General features: G+C 46.4%; 11 protein-coding genes. 4 read left to right on the top strand and 7 right to left on the bottom strand.

Going from position 1 to position 22,733, the window contains the following annotated elements; all coding sequences use genetic code 11:
- Nucleotides 1-149: 149 nt before the first annotated feature.
- Entirely contained in the window at nt 150-1,442 is a 1,293-nt protein-coding gene (locus tag NIES2104_RS24175; RefSeq protein ID WP_059000782.1) for an AAA-like domain-containing protein, read from the bottom strand.
- A gap of 422 nt (nt 1,443-1,864) precedes the next feature.
- On the opposite strand from NIES2104_RS24175, the gene NIES2104_RS24170 reads away from it, so the two are divergent.
- Entirely contained in the window at nt 1,865-3,166 is a 1,302-nt protein-coding gene (locus tag NIES2104_RS24170) for an AAA-like domain-containing protein (protein WP_059000781.1), read from the top strand.
- 4 nt (nt 3,167-3,170) lie between these two features.
- Here NIES2104_RS24170 and NIES2104_RS24165 read toward each other — a convergent pair whose 3' ends face one another.
- The 5 genes from NIES2104_RS24165 to NIES2104_RS24145 all read right to left on the bottom strand — a co-directional run bounded on the left by NIES2104_RS24165 (nt 3,171) and on the right by NIES2104_RS24145 (nt 14,129).
- Nucleotides 3,171-4,289: a response regulator gene (locus NIES2104_RS24165; RefSeq protein ID WP_059000780.1), complete on the bottom strand. Its 1,119-nt coding sequence runs from the start codon at nt 4,287-4,289 to the stop codon at nt 3,171-3,173.
- An 82-nt stretch (nt 4,290-4,371) separates the two neighbouring features.
- Complete coding sequence (locus NIES2104_RS24160; RefSeq protein ID WP_059000779.1) at nt 4,372-6,846, bottom strand: CHASE2 domain-containing protein; 2,475 nt, start codon at nt 6,844-6,846, stop codon at nt 4,372-4,374.
- Nucleotides 6,843-7,541, bottom strand: coding sequence for a DUF928 domain-containing protein (locus NIES2104_RS24155; RefSeq protein ID WP_059000778.1), 699 nt, complete (start codon nt 7,539-7,541; stop codon nt 6,843-6,845). Before NIES2104_RS24155 ends, NIES2104_RS24160 begins: the two co-directional genes overlap by 4 nt.
- A 40-nt stretch (nt 7,542-7,581) precedes the next feature.
- On the bottom strand, nt 7,582-9,999 hold the full coding sequence (locus NIES2104_RS24150) for a CHAT domain-containing protein (protein ID WP_059000777.1): 2,418 nt from the start codon (nt 9,997-9,999) through the stop codon (nt 7,582-7,584).
- Entirely contained in the window at nt 9,996-14,129 is a 4,134-nt protein-coding gene (locus NIES2104_RS24145) for a filamentous hemagglutinin N-terminal domain-containing protein (RefSeq protein ID WP_059000776.1), read from the bottom strand. The genes NIES2104_RS24150 and NIES2104_RS24145 overlap by 4 nt, the downstream gene beginning before the upstream one ends.
- A 290-nt stretch (nt 14,130-14,419) precedes the next feature.
- On the opposite strand from NIES2104_RS24145, the gene NIES2104_RS24140 reads away from it, so the two are divergent.
- Nucleotides 14,420-17,644: a glycoside hydrolase family 15 protein gene (locus NIES2104_RS24140; RefSeq protein WP_059000775.1), complete on the top strand. Its 3,225-nt coding sequence runs from the start codon at nt 14,420-14,422 to the stop codon at nt 17,642-17,644.
- 19 nt (nt 17,645-17,663) lie between these two features.
- Here the strand turns inward: NIES2104_RS24140 and NIES2104_RS24135 are convergent, their stop codons facing one another.
- Nucleotides 17,664-19,550 carry a PAS domain S-box protein gene (locus NIES2104_RS24135; protein WP_059000774.1) on the bottom strand — a complete coding sequence of 629 codons (1,887 nt, stop codon included), beginning with the start codon at nt 19,548-19,550 and terminating at the stop codon, nt 17,664-17,666.
- A gap of 169 nt (nt 19,551-19,719) precedes the next feature.
- Here NIES2104_RS24135 and NIES2104_RS24130 point away from each other — a divergent pair, with 169 nt between their 5' ends.
- Both NIES2104_RS24130 and NIES2104_RS24125 read left to right on the top strand, forming a co-directional pair.
- A complete protein-coding gene (locus NIES2104_RS24130; RefSeq protein WP_059000773.1) occupies nt 19,720-20,640 on the top strand; it encodes a glycosyltransferase in 921 nt (306 codons plus the stop codon).
- Between the two features lie 132 nt (nt 20,641-20,772).
- Nucleotides 20,773-22,701 carry a hypothetical protein gene (locus NIES2104_RS24125; protein ID WP_059000772.1) on the top strand — a complete coding sequence of 643 codons (1,929 nt, stop codon included), beginning with the start codon at nt 20,773-20,775 and terminating at the stop codon, nt 22,699-22,701.
- The last annotated feature ends 32 nt before the right edge of the window (nt 22,702-22,733 follow it).

Raw genomic sequence — 22,733 nt, 5'->3', positions numbered from 1 at the left:
ATGAATTCAAAAAAGGTTGAGTTATTCTCTCAGTGATAACTACTGAGGAGCATTGTGACGAATTTGGCTTGTGATGTCGAGTGGTTTTTGAAATAGCCTTCTTTTCCCACTTTCTAGCAGAATTACAGCAAAAGATCCCACTTTTGCGATTAGAAATTGATTCGGCTCTGGATCTCGCAGTAATCGGTTTCTGTCAGCTTTCCTTCTCGCTGTAGTTTCTCTAAAATCGCCTGTCTCAGCCAGTCTGAGCGATCGCAGTTCGGATCAATTAATGCTTCAATTTCTGCGGTTAAATCACAAGTAATTGTCTGCACAGCGTTAACTTGATTGAACTGTTCGATTAACCAAGTTTGATTAAAAATCTCTCGATAAATGTAATTTTTAACCTGAAGTTTTCCTTCTAAAGTTGCAACTAGACCCGATAAAATGAGCGCTGTTTCATTCATTGAATTGGTGCAAGTTGTATGCTCTTGATGCAGAATCGCCTGGTAGAGATTGAGCAATTGATCGGCGTGAGGATGATGTATAATGCGATCGCGAATTGTTCTTAAATGCTCCGGATTGTCCTGTGCCTCCCAGTTTTCGATAAGATGTTGCCGAATCACTTGAGCGACCCAAAACGACTCTGTACCGGGGGGTAGAATAATTTTGCCTTTCGGCGTTTCCCAACTGAGTTGTACCACTTTCTGACACAGCTTTTGGGTAAGAAACGGCTGTCCTCCTGTCCAATCGAGAATTGCTCTGAGAATGGCAGCAGGCTGACTCACTTTTCCGACTAAACCCTGTGTTAGCGTCAAGGCTTCATGAAACTGAAAGCCCTCAAGTTTGACCGCACGACCGATGTTAAATGGAGTTCGAGTGCGATCGCGAATTAGTTCTGAGGGAGTCGTTACCCCGAACAATGCCCAGTTCAAACGGCGGAAGGTTGGATGGGTCGAGCGTCGATCGTAACAGTAGCGAATCAACGCAAAAAAGTCGTGCACCGGAAACGGTAAGCTCAAGGTACTATCAATTTCATCGACAAAGATTAAGACTTGCTGATTGGGAAACTGAGCCAGCAGCACTTCTTCAAGAAACAGACAGAGGCGTTGAGCGATCGCAATCTCTTCGTGCTCGTGCCACCAGGATTTGAAGTCAACCGTGTGCCAGAGATTGAGCGATCGTAGCAGTTCAACGGCAATTCCCCGATACCATTGCAGCGCAGTCACCTGCTCATTTCCGATGCAGGTCATATCTAGGTAAGCACAGCGAACATTAGACTGTTCAAGCTGTTGTCCTACTTGCACTCGTAAGCTGGATTTACCCATTTGGCGGGAATTGAACACATAGCAAAGTTCACCTGCTTTGAGTGCTGAGTAAAGCTCAAAATCGGCTTTACGAGCAATATAACTCGGTGCATCTTGCCGCAAGCTTCCCCCTACTTGATACTCATACTCACTCATTGCAGCCCATCTTCCGAAAACTCACATCATTTAATCCCTACAGTAAGGGAAAATTTGCTTCGACACTTCATCTCTCTGAGTAAAATAAACAAAATCCGCTAAATCGCGCACTCTACAGAAAAATCTGCTTCCTTATTTCAGAAAGCAGATTCGTCAACTGCCTGAAAATGAATAAGTGCAATCTCATCTAACTCGTTCCGCAGGCGAATCAAAATTAGGATGGATTCACACTCAGCATTATGCCTAGAGATCACGAAAATCGAAGGTGGGATTCGTAGGGTAAAAAGTAGGTGATTCGCACCTTAAATCATTCAACTCAGAGGAAAAGCAGGAACTTCACCAGAAAGACTAGACATCTCAAAGCGAGTGATCCAGAATTTAGGTCAAGTGACGGCGTTACAGATTAGCAACTCTCTTTGATCATGCCTCAATCGGTGCTTTCAATAGTCAACGACCTTTTATCACCTCATCAATTGAGCTATGTTCAGGAAATTGTGTTTCTGCGATCGCTCGAAGGCAAACGATATCGCGAGATTGCGACGGAATCAGGCTATGACTATGACTATGTAAAGGAGGTTGGCTTTCAGCTTTGGCAGAGTTTGTCGAATGCACTGGGACGCAAGGTAACAAAAAAGAATGTCCGCTTGATTTTGGCAGAGTTAGATTCGCCTGCTAATTCTTTGTCAAATTTTCCCTTGATTGCTTCACCGATCGCGATCGAGTTTCCGGGAGGTCCTTTGTCGATCGATTCAAAGTTCTACATCGAGCGATCAGCGATCGAGGCTTTAGCTTATCGTGAGATTCTCAAACCCGGTGGATTAGTTCGGATTAAAGCACCCCAGCAGAGTGGTAAAACCTCGTTGGTGCTGCGATTGATGGCTTATGCGGAATCAAATGGATTGATTCCGGTCGTGCTCAATTTGCAGAGTGCCGATCGACGATTGTTTAGTAATCTGAATGATTTTTTGCGATGGCTCTGTGTGTTGGTAAGTCGGCAATTGAACTTAGAGCCACAGTTAGACGAGTATTGGGATGAAGAAAGTGGAAGTAAGCTGAGTTGTAATGCTTATTTTCAGATGTATTTGTTAGCAAGAATTGAGGCTGGAGTTCTCCTGATTTTCGATGAAGTCACATTGCTGTTTGAATATCCTGAATTAGCTCAAGATGTTTTACCGTTGTTTCGCATTTGGCACGAGTCAGCCGCTCAGAATAGAACTTGGCAGAAACTGAGATTGATTGTGGTGCACAATACTGAACTGTATGTGCCGCTGAAGCTAAATCAATCGCCGTTCAACGTGGGTTTACCGATCGAGCTTCCCGAACTGAACATCGAGCAAGTTCAAACCCTCGCTCAACAGTACGGTTTAGAATTGAGTTCTGAGGAGCGGCATCAATTGACTGAACTCGTGGGGGGACATCCCTATTTGCTTCAGGTTGCATTTTATTGGCTTCAGCAGGATTGGTCGATCGCAGAATTGCTCGAAGCAGCACCGACACCAAGAGGTATCTATCACACTGATTTAGAACGATTGTGGAATCGAGTTCAACAGCATCCGAATCTGATCGATGCGTTTAAGGCAATCTTGTCTAATACGGTTACGGCTCCGCTAGGAACGATTACAACGTATAAGCTAGAGAGTTTAGGACTGATTAAGCGACAGGGCAATCAATTGATTGTTCGCTGTCCGCTTTATCAGCAGTATTTCAGCAACTATTTGGAGTAGCCTGCTAAATTCCCTGTACTGCTTCTAACCGCTTCTGCTCTGTAATATCTTGAACGGTGCCTTCATAAAACTGCAAATTACCTTCCGCATCCCGAACAGCCCGCGCTTTCTCACGAATCCAAATCCGATCGCCATTCTTACAAAACACTTCGGCTTCAAACTCTTCGGTTTGTCCGTATTGTTCAAGGTAAAGAACAAACTGCGATCGACGTTGCGGAATCGTGTAAAGCTGTCTTGCAATGTCTTGCACTGAATCGATCAAATCTTGCGGTGAATCATAGCCGAGTCGTTCTGCTAATGCTTGATTTGCCCGCAGAAAGCGCCCGTTGAGCGTCGTTTGGAACATTCCCTCAACGGCATTTTCAAAAAAGTTTTGATAGGTTTGTCCTGCTTCTCGTTGTTGTTTCGATCGCTGATACAGTTTCAGTTGATATTCAATTCGGGCTAACACTTCTTCAAGCTGAAACGGTTTGGTCACATAATCCACGCCACCGAGATCAAAGGCTTTCACTTTATTTAGCGCATCATCGACTGCACTAAGAAACAAGATGGGAATGTGACAGGTTTGGGGATCGAGCTTTAATCGTTCGCACACTTCGTAGCCATCGATTCCGGGCATCATCACATCAAGCAAGATCAAATCAGGCTGTCGATCGCGAACGTGCTTTAGTGCCGCTGCTCCACTCGATAGCTGCTCAACCGCATAGCCTTGTTCACTGAGCGTTGTTGTGAGCAAGCGTAATGTTTCAGGAGTGTCATCGATTACTAATATTTTCGCTTCAGCAATCGTCTGAGTTCTTTTGAGTGCGAAGCAATGAAGGATTTGTGCTTCGACTTGCTTGAGTTCTGATTGATATCTACCGCCTTGAGTCCGTAGCGTTTGATGTTGAAGCACTAGAGTATCGAGCGTTTGCGCGATCGACATCACATTAGAATGAAGCGAAGTGAGTCGGTTAAAGAGTGCGATCGAGCTACGACCGAGATCTGTCTCCAGTCCTTGAGCCGGTTGAAGCGATACCAGTTGAGAAAAATTCTGCTGAATCAGTTTGCGAATGTAGTAATCTGTCACAGGTGACAGGCAAATGGTTTCAGGGACTTGCGAGGAGACTGGGATCGGAGGCATAAGAGGTAACCGGGCACAAATTGATGTTCTGAGCGATGCTAGAGGTTATTTTAACGGGAAAGAGTTAAATCGGTTCAGATGTTCACAATTTCCCTTCATCCTGATAGCAAATCCCCAAGTGCTGAGCCATCTTGGTGAGCAGTGTTGCTTCGCGAAAGGGTTTCCAAACAATATCATCGAACCCGGCAGTGTAGATGGCGGATGGATCGGTGTGGAAAACGTTTGCAGTTAGGGCAATCAGAATCGTATCACCATAAATGGTAGATTCGTCAATCTCTCGCTGTTGACTCGCAGCGCGAATTTGCTGCGCGATCGTATAACCATCTGTATCGGGTAGCTGTAGATCAATTAATGCTAGGGAAGGTTGCCAAATCTGCCATTGTATGAGTCCATCGGCTCCACTTCGAGTCGATCGCACGTCAAAGCCGACTCGCTCTAACAGTTGCTCTAGAAATTGACGAATTTCAGGACTATCATCAATGATTAATACCCTGATTTGCAATTGATCCGGAGAAAGAGTCCAGGTTGTTTTGGAGGCAGAATTGAGCGGATCGAACGAGGTGGGAGCAACCATCGCGGTTTCAAATGGCAGGGTCACTGTAAACGTACTTCCCTGCCCAAGACGGCTTTCGACTGCAATTTCGCCGCCCATTAACTGAGCGAATCGCCGACTGATTGATAATCCTAATCCCGTCCCTCTTTGCAAGTTTCGTCCGGCTTCCGCTTGGAAAAATGGCTGAAATAGCTGATCGAGTTCTTTCGGTGCGATGCCTACTCCACTATCAATGATTCGGAATGTCAGTTGATTCTCGATCGCTCTTACTTGTAGCGTCACTGTTCCTTGACCCGTGAACTTCACGGCATTACTCAAGAGATTGATCAAGATCTGACGGAGTTTGCGAGAATCTGTTTTGATTAGAGGCGGTAAATCTAGCGCGTAGTCGGTTTGGAACGTGAGATGTTTTGCGATCGCAGTTCCCCGAATCACGCTTTCAACCGTTCTCAGCAATTCAATCAAATCTGTGCTTTCAGACTCCACCTGAACAGATCCCGCTTCAATTTTCGCTAGTTCCAAAACATCATTGATTAAATCCAGTAGATGTAACCCACTACGATTGATAATTGCAATGTTTTCCTGTTCTTCTAAGTTAAGCCGAGTTGAGTACTTTAATAGCTCACTAAATCCTAAAATCGCTGTTAGAGGGGTTCGTAGCTCGTGGCTGATCGAAGCTAAAAATGTACTTTTCGCTTGATTTGCCGCTTCAGCTTCAAGTTTCGCTCGTTCAAGTGCAGTGTTCTTGTTCTGAAGTTCCTCAGTACGCTCTAACACTTTGAGTTCTAAAGCTTGATTCGCGTCTTTTAACTGGCGCCACACCCAATAACCTCGACTGAGTGATCCAGCCGCCATAAAAGCAACCAACGGGGAAACAACGATCGCCCACCAGCCCAACCAGAACAAGCTATAAGAAGTTGCAGCAAGAAGTAAGACGAAAATCGGGATTAACAGCACAACCCGACGAAGATAAAGCCGCCAACCCATTACCGTCCCAAGACTGCCCCAAACCAAAATCCAGAGCCATTCTAAAGCTTCTGGTAGTTCTGAAAGCGGAGTGCGTCCGTCGATCGCGCCACTGATCAACTGAGCGGTCAGATTGGCGTGAATCTCCATACCAAACCAAGCTTCTTTCGGCTGCATCGAGTACGGCACATAAAAGCGATCGCCGCTCACACTCTCAGCGGTCGAGCCGATCAGAACAATGCGAGCGCGCATTAATTCCGGCGAAATTCGATTCTCTAATACATCATTGATTGACACTCTGGGAATCGTCTTCCGGGGTCTGAGATAGTTCAACAAAATCTGAAATCCACCCACATCCGCCCGAACATACCCACCCACATTTGATGAAATTGGGCGGTAGAGCGCTTTCCCCAGTTGAACCTCACCGCTTGCTGTCCGTTTCGGTTCGATCCCTTTTGACTTGAGATAAAACAGTGCTAACTTCGTTCCTAAAGCGAGTCGCGTTCTACCCTGGCGCTGGATTGAGATTAAACCCCGACGAATCTTGCCATCTGCATCTAACACCAAATCACTATTTCCCACCTGATCGCGATCGCGCAAAATCGGAGGCGGCTCTACTGAATCTCCGCTGGCATCTCCGACCGCTTTGGCAATTCCAATCAGATTCGGAGTCGAAGCAAACGTCTGCAAAAGTTTTTCGTGCCCTGGTGCTACTGGAAGATTGCGATAGAGATCCAACCCGATCACCGTTGGCTTCTGACGCTTGATTGTTTCGATGGCGATCGACAACGTTTGATCGCTCACGGGAAAGCGTTGGAGCTGAGACAGATCAGATTCTGAAATCGTGACAAATACGATCGGAACTTCGATCGGTTCGAGCGGGCGCAGTCGAAACCACTGATCAAGCATTGCCCACTCTAACAATTGAAATACACCTGTCCATTGAAGTCCGATCGTTGCACCTGAGATTCCGACTGCGATTGCTCCGAGTTTAGAAGCCCTGAGAAAGGATTGAATTCGATTCGATCGCAGTATCATCGATTCACGATTGTTTGAGTGTGTGGATTATCAATTGTGTCTAATCCCGCAGCTTGAATCGTTGATGACCACAGATCTTTAAAGGCTTTAGAACTTGACTGATCTGAAGTAATCAACAATGAGATTGCATCATACCAAAATTGGGATTGAGCATAGAGCCTAGCGCGATCGAGATCGGTCAGTGCGAGATTAAATTCTCGTTGAAGTTCAGCCGTTGGAGCTTGCCGCGCAATCCAACCCCCGATCACCCAATCTTCAGTCCGACGCTTGGAATTACAGACTAGAGCAACTGTCCAATTGTACGACTGATTGAAGTTTAAAGCAGGTGCGGTTTCAGGTAAAGTAATTTTCACCAGTCCGCTTTTGTTCTCGATCGCGATTTGAGTTTGATAGATTCCTTTGCGTTGTCGATCGAAAACACTAAACTCCAACATTTTCGCCCGACCAGATGGCAAATAAATCCAGAAGGTCGGACGGGCTTGAGTCGTTAAGCCAAGATAAGTTTTAGGCGCAAAAACGGTAAACGTGTCTGAGTCAAGACAAGTGGGTCGAGAAGGACGAGAAGCACCCCCCGCTGTACTTCCAGGTTCTCCTTGTCCAGGAGGAGGATCAAATGCGCTTGCCAGCGCGATTTGAGCTTGACCAGATAACGCAGAGAACACGATTAAAGTCGTTAGAGTTGTGCTGAAGTTCATCGTCGTTTATTCTCCAAATTTAGGTTTGATAGCGTCGGTTTCATAACCAATTGCCAATCAGCGTAAATGCTGCCCAGTAATAGGGATGGTTATATTCTGGGGTTTTGAGTAAAGCTAACTGAGCTTGTCGAACTGCTTCGGCTCTGGAAAGTCGATCGCGAATTAAGCCTTGATAAAACTGAGTCACAAAGCTTGCAGTCGAACGATCGTTGACCATCCAAAGTGAAGCGAGTGTACTTCGTGCCCCTGATCGAATGGCGACCCCTGCAATTCCTAGTGCTGCTCGATCGTCGCCTTCTGCAGTCTGACACGCACTTAACACTAAGAGTTCGATCGGCAACGAGTCCGGCACATCTCGCTGAGTTAAGAGCGATCGCAAATCGTCAACGTTTAATCGCCCATTCCAAGTTTGAATATAAGTATTTTCAGCGGAAGAGCTAAATTGTCCGTGGGTTGCTAAATGCACGATCGAGAATGGATTTGTTTTGAGTTTTTCTTTCAACGCTTGGTTCGTAAATGCCTGATTTTTCAGCACTGTTGCACTGACTTTATTGGCAATTTGAATGACCTCCTGCTGAACTCCTGGTAGCGCGACTGCTCCTTGATTGGCTTCACTCAGTCCTGCAACTAATGCGGTTAAATTCTCTCTAGGCAGTGGTCGAGGGCTGAACAATTCCAGACTAGGAGTAACCGCGATCGCATATTTCTCGACTAGATACTGCTCTCCGGTGTGCAATGCCGCGATTGGAACCTTTCTAAGTGAGCCATCTAGGACAAAAACTAAAGTCTGAACAGATTCAAGATCTTTCGCTACGGGCTGAATCAACCAGCGGTAGAGTTTTCGAGCGATCGTTAATCGTTCAGATTCAAACGAAGTCGATCGCATCGATTGAATCATTCGATCAATGCTTGATTCGATCTCTGCACGAGGTAGCGTGGTTGAATAATGTTTTAGAGATTGATTCGGTAAGGAAACAATCACTTCTAATCGATCGTGCAAAATAATCGGATAGAAGATTGCGGCAGTTCGATCGACTTGATCAATCTGACGAGCAACCGCAGTCAGACAAGCTTCTCGGAAAAAGTTATTGAGTTCTTCGAGTTGCAGGGATTCGATCACCTGTCGCGCTTGAATCAAATTCGCCTCAGAACTTTGCTGAAGTAGCAAATCGACGAATTCACGATACACAGGTTCAACCTGTTCGCGAAATGAAAACTGCACCTCAGACGAGATTGAAACTAAATCATTTCGCAGGCTTTCGAGTGTTTTAACTGCGTCGGTGTAAGCGATCGTTGCAGATTGTCGATCGCCTAATTTATTCCACAGTCTGCCAGATTGCCATTGCCATTGATACAAGATATCAGGCGCGTTAATTTGCTCTGAGATCTTTAGTGCTCTCTGTGTGAGTTGTTGTGCTTCTTGCCATTGTTTCGTTTGTTCGTAGAGGTGGGCTAATCGACCGATCGCATAAGATTCTGTGCGCGGATTGCTAAGTTTCTGAGATTGATGGATTGCGATCGCGAATTGTTCTACTGCTGAAGTGGGAGTGAATTTAGCCAAACATTCCGCGAATTCAATTCGGGCGTAGATGGTACTAGATTTTAGTGGAAGAGATTCGAGATTTGATCGGATTGCTGGCAGGAGTTTTTCTGCTTCAGAATGTCGATCGAGCTGCAATAACAGCTTAATCTGTCTGAGTTGAGCCGGAATCTGAACATGACCTGATTGTTTCGCGGCTTGTTGAAATCGATCAAGAGCTGCTTCTAATTGCTGCTGTGCAAGGAGTGTATTTCCGATGTGAAACTGTGCTGATTGAATGTCTGCGGGTTCAGTGCTAATCGCTAAGCTTTGTTCTAAGACTGCTTGAGATTGTTTGAATTCTCCGACTAATCTCAAGATATTGCCGAGTGTCAGTAAGCCATTGACTTTCAAAGCGGTGTTTGGTTGCTGCATTAATGAAGTTTGGATCTCCATCAATAGCAATTTGGCGCGGCGAAATGCTCCCAGAGTTTGGAGCGTTTTGGCTTGATTTAATTGGGTGCCTAATGCTTCGGTTCGTCGATCGATTTTTCGATAGAGAATTTCGGCTTGTTGCCAGGATTTGAGAGCGCTTTCGGCATCTCCGCGTTCTAGAAATTGTTGGGCTTGTGAATCGAGGGTTTGAGCGTTAGAAAAAGATTGGGAGATGTAGTCAGTCTCTTCGCTTGCGTTTTTGACCCGCCCCGGAATAGAATTCGGGGCTAACAGTGCGAAGTCAGTTGAAACTGACTGAAGAGATGCAATTCGGCTTTCAGTCCCCTTCAGTGGACTTCGTTCGATTAGCCCCGAATTCCATTCCGGGGCGGGTGAATGCGATGAGCGATACGATTCAAACGACTTCACCACCCCAAACGTCGATCGATTGATTCCCAAGACCATCAACCAACCCAAGACAAAGCACACTAAAAATCGCTTCATGGTTTCACCCCTTCGCAAGTTGGAACCGTCGGCTGAACGGTCTTTTCAGCAACAAGCGCGATCGAGCCATCCGCATTTTTGACCCAGTGCGTTGCTTCAATCACTTCGCTAGATTCTGGTAGTGTAGAAGCGATTGCAGTTCCCGAATTGTTCCAAATCTCTGTGGTATTTAACGCTTCAGTTGGATCAGGCGGAAGACCTCCTTTTCCAGTCACAACAAAGCTATTGGCTCTTGATCGAGGTGAACAAGTCTGAGCAATCTGATTCGAGGTATCCACAAGCTGGGGGATCTCTTGGACTTGCTCACGTGGCTCAGGTTGCAATGTCGTCAATTTCACAGTTCCGTCTAAACCAAACTCAGAACTCGCGGTGATATCACTCAGCTCAGTCAGAGCAGCAGACGGAGAGATGCCGAAAATTCCCTGGGTTGTGAGTTGAATGTTTCCACCTCTTCCCCGAACCGCATTCGCAGTAATATCACTGTTCTCATTCGGAACTGCCACAATAAAACCATTTGCCGTGACATCAATGTTGCCACCGTTTCCAGTCCCGTTTGCAGTAGCAGAAATTTGACTGTTACGCCGCAATCTGAGAAGGTTCTGTGCTGTGAGTGAAATGTTTCCACCTTCGCCGCTTTCCGTTTTCGCCACAATGTTTCCCCGATCGAGTAACACATCGCCCGCATCAATCCGAATCCTTCCACCGTCTCCAGTTCCCTGACTATCGACCGAGATTCGCCCATTGTCGGAGATTTTTAGATCGCCCGTGTCGATCGCAATGGTTCCACCCGTTCCACTCGACCCTGGTGATGTGCTGGCAAAAATTCCACTCACCGACTGGCTTCCCCGTCTGGGTTTGCCGTAGAAATCGATCGCAGTCGGGTTGAATTTTTCTGCACGTGCCAAGAAAAATGGATCATCTCCGCGAATCTGGATCTGATCGGTATTAATCTGGATTGTTCCTGCTGCACCTTGCGCCGTACTCGAAACGCTTAACCTTCCACCATCTAGAAGATTCACTTGATTTGCAGTAATCTGAATGACTCCGCCTTGACCATTCCTGCGAGTCGTAATGGCATCGAGTTCAGCACCATCCCGAACGGTCAGAGATTGTACAGTGATCCGAATATTTCCACCGCTTGCACGGGTATTTGTGCTGCTAAAAATGCCGCTCTGAGTTCCGCCGACAAACGGGGGCGCAGTCGTTGAGATATCAGAGCCGAAAGAGTAAGGTGGAGGCGCTCTAAACAGTGCGACCGGAAAACCTTCTAAATTCACGCCTGCGATCGTGAGCGTGTCCGCGTTCACAAAGACATTTCCAGCATCGCCATTTCCTGAAGTTAGCGTATTAATCTGAGCACCATTGCTCAAGCGAATCGAGGGAGCCGTGAGAACAATGTCTTGTCCTCGCCCGATCGCGGCTGGTTGCACAGCGGAAGTAATATCTGAAAGGTCTAGAGTGATCGCCTCTTGTGCTGTGATCTGAATCGTGTTTGCACCCCCTTCTCCTGCGACCCCTGAAGCGATCGCAGATCGTCGCATGAAGATCGATCGGGCATCGATCTCGATCTTGCCAGCAGTACCGCTACCATTCGCAAACACCTGACTGCTAATCGAACTTGTATCGAGATCAATGTCCCCTTGCACGTTTAAGTCAATATTTCCGCCATTGCCTTTTGCTAAGATCGTTTCAGCAAATCTTCCACCATTCGTATCACCCACTCCCGACGAGATTTCGCCTCGGTTCCGCATTGTGATAGAACCTGCATGAATGGTGATATTTCCTTTTGTGCCAAGTGCTTCGACCGGAAAGCCTGAGGGCTTAACTTGGGTGCTTATCAGTGAATACCAATCTGCTCCACCATTCATGAGTAGATTGTCCCGCAGATTGATTGTAATGTTGCCCGATTCTCCGATCGCTTGAAACGAGACACCCGTTTCAATCCCTGCACCAAACAAACTGAGGGAATTCGCATCGATCGTGATGTCGCCTGCGTTCCCTTGCCCTCGACTAAAGGCATAAAGTCCTGGATATCCAAAGCGTCCTGGATTTCTTTGCCAAATCACAGTGTTACCCGCTGTCATCTCTAAGCGTCCTGCATTGCCCACACTGGTATCGACCACGGTGCTGTAGACTGCGCTATCTCTTCCAACGATGTCTCGCCCTGCATTTAATCGAATGTTCCCCGCATTGCCAAACCCTGGATAAAAGCTCCTATCTCCAAAGCTAAGTTGTCGCAGTCCATAGCTATGACTGATCGCTAAACTTTCTAGCCCAGTCGAACTCGATAGTGCAGTTTGATTGAGAAAAATTGAATTTCCAGCCCTGATCGACAAATCTCCCGCTCTGCCACCAGAGCCAAAAATAATGCTAGAAGTAACATCGCCTTGATTAATTTCTACATTCTGTCCAGCATTGAGACGAATATCTCCCGAAGTCCCCGACCCAAATTTCGCGCTAAACAACGTTCCATCCGTCAGATAGATATTGCCGTTCTGACTCGTGATCTGAATCTCACCGCTACTGTTACCCGCAAAGCCGCCAGACGTTCCAACATTCTGAACGTTGATATCTCCTGCTGCATTCAGTGTGACAGAACTACCATTTCTACCAGATAGATCTGCAAAAGCTGAAACGTTACCTGCATTGATCGCACCTCCACGACTGTTGATCTGAACGCTGCCCGCGCTTCCAAACCCGCTCAATGTTTGAATGCTACCTAGCTCAATATCCCCTGTTGCACTCAGTTGAACATTTCCGCCGTCTTGTCGCCCACCGGTGATGACTCCTTCAAGTAAATTGAGTGTCCCACCCGCATCGATCGTAATATTTCCGCCATTCTTAAAGTTACTAGCATTATCAATATAAGGAACATACACATCACCCTGAGCTAGAATCTTTGTGTTTCCGCCATTCTCATAGATAGAGAAGCCCAGGAGAATATTATTAAAGTTCACATGATTACGACTGTCGATCGCAAGATTCAACCCATTTGCAAAGATTGCGATCGCACTAATTCCACCCGTTAAATTAATGTCACCAGGAAGCACTAAATTCGGCTCAAACTGATTCGTAATCAGCGTACTGCCAATGCGTGAATTTCCGAAGCTATCAGCGATCGAGATTCTGCCGATTTGAATATCTGCTCGTGTTGGGGTCGCATTCCCGTTCAGGTTCAGTATCTCTGGTTTTACCCCTGCTCGAATGTCGATCGTCGGTTCTGCCTGAAGACCGATCGCGACATTCGATCCATCTGATAAAGTTACATTTTCAACACTTCCACTGCCTGAATTATTAATCTGAATGCCGTTGGGAATGCTGATTGATCCTCCTGCTAAGATTTGTAGAGAAGCGCCTTGGTAGCTACCGAAATTAACATCTCCCAGCGATCGAATTCGGGAACCTCCAGAGCTGATCAATGTGCCTAAACCACCATTGAAATCCTCAATCCAAAAGTTGCTACCTGTGTTGAACTGAGCATTACTAGAAATGGCATTGTTCGATCGCAAAATTAGATCGTTTCCTGCATTGATCTGTCCGTCTACCTGCAATTGATCCGCATGTAGAGTAAAACTGCCAGGAACAGTAAGCTGTCCTTGATTCGCGATCGTGCTTCCTGTTCTAGGGGTTCCCAATCCGACTGGAGCACTGATTGTTAACAGTGGTGGTGCTTCTGGATTCGTCGCACTAAATTCCCCGTTATCAAACACCAATCGATCCCCGGTACTCGCCGTAAACGATCCCCCAATGTTCAATCGAGCATTCGCACCGAACAGGATTCCATTCGGATTGAGCAAGAATAGATTCGCAGTTCCGTTTGCTTGAATCAAACCATCGATCGAGGAAATATTCCCACCAGTGACGCGAGTAAAGATGTTCCGAATTCCAGTCGCATTGTCAAACAAAACAGAACTACCTGTCGGAATCGAGAACTCACGGAAACTATGAAATAGATTGCCGTTAATTTCAGTACCTTGAATAATGCTCGATCGTGTTCCTTGAGTTTCGACAACGGATGGATTGGGTAACGTTGCATCTGGAATCACTTGAGCGATCGCAGGCTGAGTTAGAGCAAACAGCGCGATCCCAGAGTTTCTTAGTAAGATGTCTCTCAGTTTTGAACGGTTCATCTCAACAGGGGGCAGTGTACTTTCGGGTGTGTCAGTTTACACACAAGCACTTCCTACAGCCTTTATCCGTTAAAAACCGGAAAAACTACAAGGTGGGAAAAGTAACAAAAGTCATCTTTTAAAGCGATATCGTTGTTTATGCTGAGTCGATACAAGATAAATGGCGGAAGTTTGAAGCTCTGTCAGATCAAACGGAAAATCAGCGAATGCGATCGACTTCGGTTAAGATCTTCAGATCCACCCCCTGAACGGTTGTAAACTACCCACACTCCCCACCCTGGATCATTTCTATGGCAACTCCAGCACTTGATCTCGCAACTCGGCTCGATCGCTATTACGAAGAAGTTCGATCGATTATCCTGAGCCGTCAGAATCCTATCTCTGGTTTACTGCCTGCGAGTACAGCGGTGAATGCTCATGGAGATTATACAGATGCTTGGGTACGAGACAACGTTTACAGCATTCTGGCAGTGTGGGGACTGGCACTGGCATATCGGAAATTAGACGACGATCGCGGGCGCACCTACGAGCTAGAACACAGCGTCGTGAAATTGATGCGCGGTTTGTTGTTTTCAATGATGCAGCAAGCACAGAAAGTGGAGAAATTCAAAGAGAGCCAAAATCCTCTAGAAGCGCTTCATGCAAAGTACGATACTGCAACCGGCTCAACGGTGGTCGGTGACGATGAATGGGGACATTTGCAGCTTGATGCTACTTCAGTGTTTTTGTTGATGTTGGCACAGATGACAGCTTCGGGATTGTCGATCGTATACACAATCGATGAAGTGAATTTTGTTCAAAACCTGATTTACTACATCGGTCGCACGTATCGCACTCCAGATTATGGCATCTGGGAGCGGGGCAACAAGATCAATCACGGAAATCCAGAATTGAATGGTAGCTCTGTGGGAATGGCGAAAGCAGCCCTTGAAGCGATGAATGGATTAAATCTATTTGGAACACAAGGCGGACAGAATTCGGTGATTCATGTGCTGCCGGATGAGATTGCTCGCTGTCGAACCACTTTAGAATCGTTGCTACCACGGGAATCCAGTTCAAAAGAAGTCGATGCGGCATTGTTAAGCGCGATCGCATTTCCCGCCTTTGCAGTCGAAGATATTGAACTCGTCGATCGAACTCGCAACAAGATTGTTGATCTCTTAGAAGGTCGCTATGGCTGTAAGCGATTTTTACGAGATGGACATCAGACCGTGATTGAAGATACAACGCGCTTGCACTATGAACCATTTGAATTGAAGCAGTTTGAACATGTTGAGTGTGAATGGCCGCTTTTCTTTACTTATCTTGCATTAGATGGAATTTTTCGCGGCGATCGCACTCAGGCGCAGAATTATCTCGATCGCTTAGATGCACTGACCGTTGAGCGCGATGGTGTAAAGCTGCTGCCAGAATTGTACATTGTTCCAGAAAAGGCAATTGAAGCTGAAAAAGCGAATCCTCATACTCAAAAACGCATTCCAAACGAAAACATTCCGTTAGTTTGGGCACAGAGCTTGTATCTGCTGGCAAAAATGCTGCATGAAGGATTGATCTCGGTGGGTGACATTGATCCGTGTGGGCGATATCTGCGCCGAGGACAACGCCGAAAAGCGACGATTCAGATTGCTTTACTCGCGGAAGATGAAGCGCTACAAGTCAAGCTAGAAGCGAATAACGTCACGACACAAACTTTGGAACAAGTTGAGCCAATTTCTGTGCGTCATGCACGAGAGCTTGCTGCTGCTTATACTCAAGTCGGACGAAATGAAAAACTCTCACTGACTGGACGACCACAGCGCAGAATGCGGAGTCTAACCACCGCCAGAGTTTACAGAATCAAGGGAGATACGATCGTATTTCTCCCCTCATTCCTCGAACCCGAACGGTTTTATCTCACCTTGGACTATCACTTTTTAGTGTCAAACATTAAAAGTGAACTCTCTTACATTCAGCGTCACTGGCAACAATTAGGAAGACCGATCGTAACGCTACTCCTCACAAAAGAAATGTACGAACTCGGTCGAGAAGCCTTACTCGATCTCGTTCAAGAGCTTCAAGCAGGACGATGTGGAGAAATTCCAGTTCAGTTAGGACAGCTTAAACAGTTTGTGCGAACGGCTGGAACTGAGCGCATTGATTCGCTGCACGATTTTCAGTTTGAATCAAGATCAGTGGCTCAGGTGGGTGTGTCTTGCTATCATTTAGCATTTGACCCTGATCGCACTCATCCGCTCAGTATTTCTCAAGAGTTCAAGCTAGAGTATGAAACTGATGTTCAAGTGCTACTCGATAGTTTGCGATCGTCTGAAAACTTGTATGAGCAAGTTGAACTATTAGCGATGTTAACTCGCTTGCAGGGTCTAGAGTTTGAAACTGGACTATCCGGAGCAAATTCATCCGTAACTGTTCGAGATTTGCTAAATGAACTGTACACCAGAGCAAGTAAAGGGGATTCTACTCGATCGCCTTACTGGAGCATTTTACGGCGTTGTGCAGGGTTGCTAGATAAGGTTGATGTGGGTCTATCGGATGCGGTCACAGACATCATCGTCAGGCAGAAACAGATTGCGATCGGGCGTGCTTATAGCGAAGATTCTCTGATCGTGCAGCCACTACCGCACACTGAGGTCTTAGAAAAAATTCGCGAGTTTTGCCGGGAAGATATTCGCGATCGCGTTCTAACTCAGGAAGTCATTATCTATCTCAGCTTACTGATCAAAGGTGAACCGAATCTATTCAAAGGATTGCTCACATTGCGAGTCGGTTACTTGATCTTGTTGATTACGACTGATCTAGCACGAGAGTTGGATCTCACTCAAGATGAGGCTTATGAGAAACTAATGAGCCTAAGCCCGTTTGAGATTAAAACCCGTCTGCGTGAAATTGTAGTCGGCTATGCAGACTTGAATAAAGCATTGTTCAAACAAGAATCGCTGAAGGTGAAACTGCCGAATCGTGCGATCGATTGGGTCATCCTGGTTGATAAAGCTGAGATCGAACCTGCCTCCCAAAACTGGTGGCGCAAACGGCAGTTAGACGGCGCACTCAATCGCGTTCCGAAAGACTTTTATCCGAGCGTTTGGAAGCTATTGCACCACTGTAAAGGTCTAGTGATTGGCGACAAACTAGAACGGCGGAATCGATTAGAAAGTGAATTTCTCACCACGGAAATGACCGCAGGCGAAAAGAACTTTGCCTTAAAGATTGAGCATTTATTGAACAAGATTCAAGCTCCAGAATATCGCCAAGTCAATGTTGAAGCCTTGATGGAACTCAACGCGATCGCAGAACGCAACCCAGACTTCAAAGTCGAGGAATACATTGTGATGGATGTTCTGATCGGTCATGCGGTGAGACTTGCTTGGTTAGACAACCATCCAGAACACCGCGATCGCTATGATGAGTTTAAGAGTTCGGCTTGGCGATCGTTTTATGAAACTTCACCGTACGATTGTGCCAGCTTTGTCGCGAAAGCGATGCAGTTCTTGACTCAGTTGGGAGATGATTCACAGTAGATGATTCATCGAATTCACATCAATTTAACGGCAATATCACCGTAAACGTTGCGCCCTGTCCCTCTCCCAAACTTTCCACCTTAATCGTGCCCCCGTGCATTTCCACGAGCTGACGTGCGATCGCTAACCCTAAACCCAATCCCCCAAATTTCCGAGTTGTAGCATTATCTTCCTGTCGAAACGACTCAAACACAAACGGTACGAAATCTGACGAAATTCCCTTTCCAGTATCACTAACTTGTAGAAATGCCATTGATTCGGATCTCGCCAATCGAACTGTAATCTTTCCACCTTCTGGAGTAAATTTCACTGCATTCGTCAGCAGGTTCCAAGCCACTTGCTGTAATCGTCCTGCATCTCCGAGCACAGTTCCCAGGTCGGGAGCCATCTCGATCGTAATGTCGATCGATTTGACTTGTGCTGCCAGTTCAACAGTTTCCAGTGCGGCTCGAATCACCGCAGCCAAAGAAACTGGAGTTTGATGCAGCACTAATTTGCCCCGCAGAATTCGCGAGACATCCAGCAAATCATCGATCAATTGCACCTGTAGTTTGGCATTGCGCTCGATCGTTTCTAGTCCTCGCATCAGATTTGGATCAGTTACATTGCGCTGAAGCAGTTTCGACCAGCCCAAAATCGGATTTAGCGGTGTTCTTAATTCGTGAGACAGCACCGCGAGAAACTCATCTTTGATCCGGTTGGCAGTTTCCGCCGCTTCCCGTGCCGCTTGTTCTTGACGTAATAGTGCTTCTCGTTCGTCTGCGACGCGCAAGCGTGCGAGTTCGATCTGTTTGCGCTCCGTAATGTTATGCGCCACAGCATACAACCGCTGTTCTTCAGGAAACGATCCGACCGTCCAGGATAGCCAGCGATAAGAGCCGTCTTTGCATCGGTAGCGATTCTCAAACTCGATCACGGGCTGTCCTTCACTCAAGCGTTGGGCTTCGGCGATCGTCAATTCGACATCTTCTAGATGCACAAAATTAAGATAAGGTTGGCTCGTGAGTTCTGCTTCTGACCAACCGAGTATTTCTGTCCAAGCGGGATTTGTTTTAAGCAGATACCCGTCGAAATTTGCGATCGCTAACATATCGAGCGATAAAGTGAAAAAGCGATCGCGATCCGCTTCGGCTCTCCGCAGTTGAGTCATTTCCTGCACCGTCACATTCACACCCAACACTTCACCGCTAGAATTTTTTACGGCAACATAACTCGCCAGCCAATCTCGTAACACATCGGGCTGTCCCTGAGTTGCCAGTCGCAATTCTTGATTTAGTAAAGGTTCTCCCGTCTCCAGAACGCGGCGAAAAATCGGTTCTAGCGCATCAGCAACGACAGGAATCGCTTCGTGTAAGGTGCGTCCTAGATGATCTTCAATCGATACACCGTTAATCTCAGCAAGAGTGCCATTAATTCGCACATATCTCAAATTCGTGTCTTGAAAACATAAGCCGATCGGGGCAGTGTCGTAGATCGTTTCAAGCTCTAAAAGTCGTTGTTGAATCGTCACATCGTGCTGTCTACGATCGGTAATATCTTCACTTTCCACGAGCAAATGCGTGATTTGATGATTCTGTTTTAACGGTGTAATCGCATAAGTTCCATATCTCACACTGCCATCCGCGATCGTATATTCTGCTTCTCCTTGAATCACGGTTCCAGTACGAAGAGTGTGACCAATTTCTTCCTGAACTAATTTCTGAGTGACGACCAAAGTATCGCACCAGGGAGCTTGCCAGAACTTTTTTCCGATGACCTGCTCTCGCGACACGCCAGTAAATTCAAGGCAGAAATTATTCACATCCAGAACGGTACCATCGATCGCCAAAATCGCCATAAAGCGCGTTCGCTGCTGGAATATCGCTTCTAAAACTAAAGTGCGATCGAATATCTCTTCGGAAGACATGAGAAAAAAACGAGAAAGGCGCTCAATTATTCTAAGCTTTTGCCTAAAGACCGCGTGAATTGCAAGCAAACCGTTATAAAACTGTATTGATGTTCACCTTTCACCGGATATATTTGTGGAGGCAACTGGCATCTATACCGAATGCAAATCTGACCTGAGTTAAATCCGTATGAATCAATCCCCGCTTGTCAGTATTTTGATTAATAATTACAACTATGAGCAGTACGTTTCTCAAGCCATCGATAGCGCTTTGAATCAAACGTACGATCGCGTTGAAGTTGTCGTCGTGGATGATGGTTCTAAAGATCAGTCACGCGATGCGATTGCAAAATATGGCGATCGTATTGTCTCGGTGTTCAAACCCAATGGAGGTCAGGGATCGGCGTTTAATGCTGGATTTGCCGCAAGTCATGGAGATTTGATTTGTTTCTTAGATGCAGATGACTATTGTTTTCCAGAAAAAGCCGCTCAGATCGTTGAAGCATTTGAGAAATATCCCGATTCAGGCTGGATGTTTCATCGATTGAAGCGGGTGGATGCGGTCGGTGAAGCGCTGCCACCGAACCATGAAATGAAAGACTTTGGGGCGTTTGATTTTCGATCGAGCATTCAAACCGGTCAGCCCGTGCGTCCGATTTTTCCCGCTACTAGTGGTCTATGTTTTCGTCGAGAAATCTTGCAGCAAACTTTACCAATGCCTGAATCGTTACGGATTTCAGCCGATAATTTTCTCAGACTGTCAGCAATTCATTTAGCTCCTGGATTGCTGTTAGCAGCAGAACTCGCAGTTCACCGGATTCACGGATCGAATTCTTACGAGTCTCGCAAAGATACTGCTTATCTCCACGCAGAAACGAATATTCAAACTTCCTACCATTTGAGAAAACGATTTCCCCAAACTAAAGCGTTTACGGATCAGCTATTTTCCCATTCATACGGGCAAATTGCTGGACGATCGGGATTCGATCGACTGGCTCAAATTCCAGAGTCGAATGGTTATCTCAAAGAGTTTTTCTCGCTCAAGTCCTGGCTGTCATGCAGTCCAAAAATCTTCTACAACTATGCAAAATCATTTCTGAATCGCAGTTGAACCCCTTTGATCTAGAGAAATCTTTAACTTTGGATAGTGATGCTGAATCGCGGTGATGTGTAACTGTGTAGCGTGATCAATTAATATTAATATCTTGTTGGCATCGGCTTTCTAGGTCTTTAGGAGTACTTCATGGTTGGTCCGATCGTTCCGCCGAAACAGTATCGCAAGCAGTTTGCTCAATGGCTACTGAACGCCGATCGTAGCGAGGCAGAAAAGCATCATATAAGAAAACCTTGGTGGCAGGTGATGTGTCTGACTGGGGTGGATTACTTCTCGACCTTGGGCTATCAGCCAGGAATTGCAGCATTAGCAGCGGGCGCACTTTCTCCGATCGCAACTTTGATTCTCGTGTTGCTAACACTATTTGGAGCATTACCGATCTATCGACGAGTCGCGGCGATCAGTCCGCATGGAGAAGGCTCGATCGCGATGCTTGAACATCTACTACCAGGCTGGCAAGGAAAGCTCTTTGTTCTGTGTTTACTCGGCTTCGTTGCCACTGATTTTATTATCACAATCACGCTTTCTGCTGCGGACGCGACAGCGCATATTATTGAAAATCCCTTTGTTCCTGACTTTCTGCATAGTCAGAGCGTCGCAATCACACTGGTATTGATTACTTTATTAGGAGCAGTTTTTCTCAGAGGCTTCCAAGAAGCGATCGGGATTGCTGTCTTTTTGGTCGGAGCTTACTTGTTATTGAACTTAGTAACGATCTCTGTTGGCACAGTTCAAGTCTTTCAGAATCTCTCTGTGATTAGCAACTGGAGACAAGCTTTATTCGCACAGCACTCGAATCCGGTGTTAATGATCGGGATTGCTGCTTTGTTGTTTCCAAAATTAGCTTTGGGACTTTCTGGATTTGAAACGGGTGTTGCAGTCATGCCGTTAGTGCGAGGTCGGCGATCGGATACCGAAGAAGTTCCAACTGGTCGAATTCGCAATACTCACAAGCTCTTGGCGACTGCTGCAATTATCATGAGTTTCTTTCTCATTACCAGTAGTCTGATTACGACTTTGCTGATTCCACCCCTAGAGTTTCAAGCAGGCGGTCGAGCGAATGGGCGGGCGCTTGCTTATCTCGCTCATCTTTACTTAGGAGATGGGTTTGGAACAGTTTATGACCTAAGCACGATCGCGATTTTATGGTTTGCGGGTTCCTCTGCGATGGCAGGACTGTTAAACATTGTGCCTCGATACTTACCGCGCTATGGAATGGCTCCGAGTTGGACATTAATGATTCGTCCATTAGTGCTGATCTACACTGCGATCGCGTTTGTGGTCACAATCATTTTCGAGGCGAACGTTGAAGCTCAAGGTGGAGCGTACGCGACCGGGGTTTTAGTTCTAATGAGTTCTGCTGCGTTTGCTGTGACGCTCTCGACTCGAAATCGTCGATCGAAGCGACTGACGATTATGTTTGGTGTTATTACGTTAGTGTTCATCTATACAACGATCGTCAACATCATCGAACGACCCGAAGGCATTCGGATTGCTTCGATGTTTATTGGTGCAATTATTGTGACTTCGTTGATTTCGCGGGTGTTGCGATCAACGGAACTCAGAGCCGAACGAGTGGAATTTGATGAAGTGTCACAACAGTTTCTAGCGCAGGAAAATCATCATGCCGTGCGGCTGGTTGCAAATCGCATTAATTCGGGCGATGAGCGTGAGTATTTTCTCAAAGAACAAGAGGTACGCGAAGATACTCACATTCCAGCCGATGAAACCATTCTGTTTCTCGAAATTCAGATCTTAGATGCGTCACAGTTCTCAGATACGATTCAAGTTCGAGGCGCTCAGGTGGGACAATACCGGATTTTGCGGGCGAGAAGTGCAGCGGTCCCGAATGCGATCGCGGCGATCGCGTTGGCGATTCGAGATGAAACGGGTAGACTGCCACACGTCTACTTCGGCTGGATCGAAGGTAATCCGATTCAGTATTTGATGCGGTTTATTCTACTAGGTGAGGGTGATATCGCGATTCTGACTCGTGAAGTATTACGCAAAGCGGAAAAGAACCCGCAGTACCGTCCTCGCATTCATGTCGGTGGATAGTTCTGCCTGTGGATACAAGAAGCGCTGACGAT

It is taken from the genome of Leptolyngbya sp. NIES-2104 (assembly GCF_001485215.1).
Taxonomy (GTDB): domain Bacteria; phylum Cyanobacteriota; class Cyanobacteriia; order Leptolyngbyales; family Leptolyngbyaceae; genus Leptolyngbya.
The sequence above is the reverse complement of the archived record's forward strand: the minus strand, read 5'-3'. Positions and strand labels throughout refer to the sequence as shown.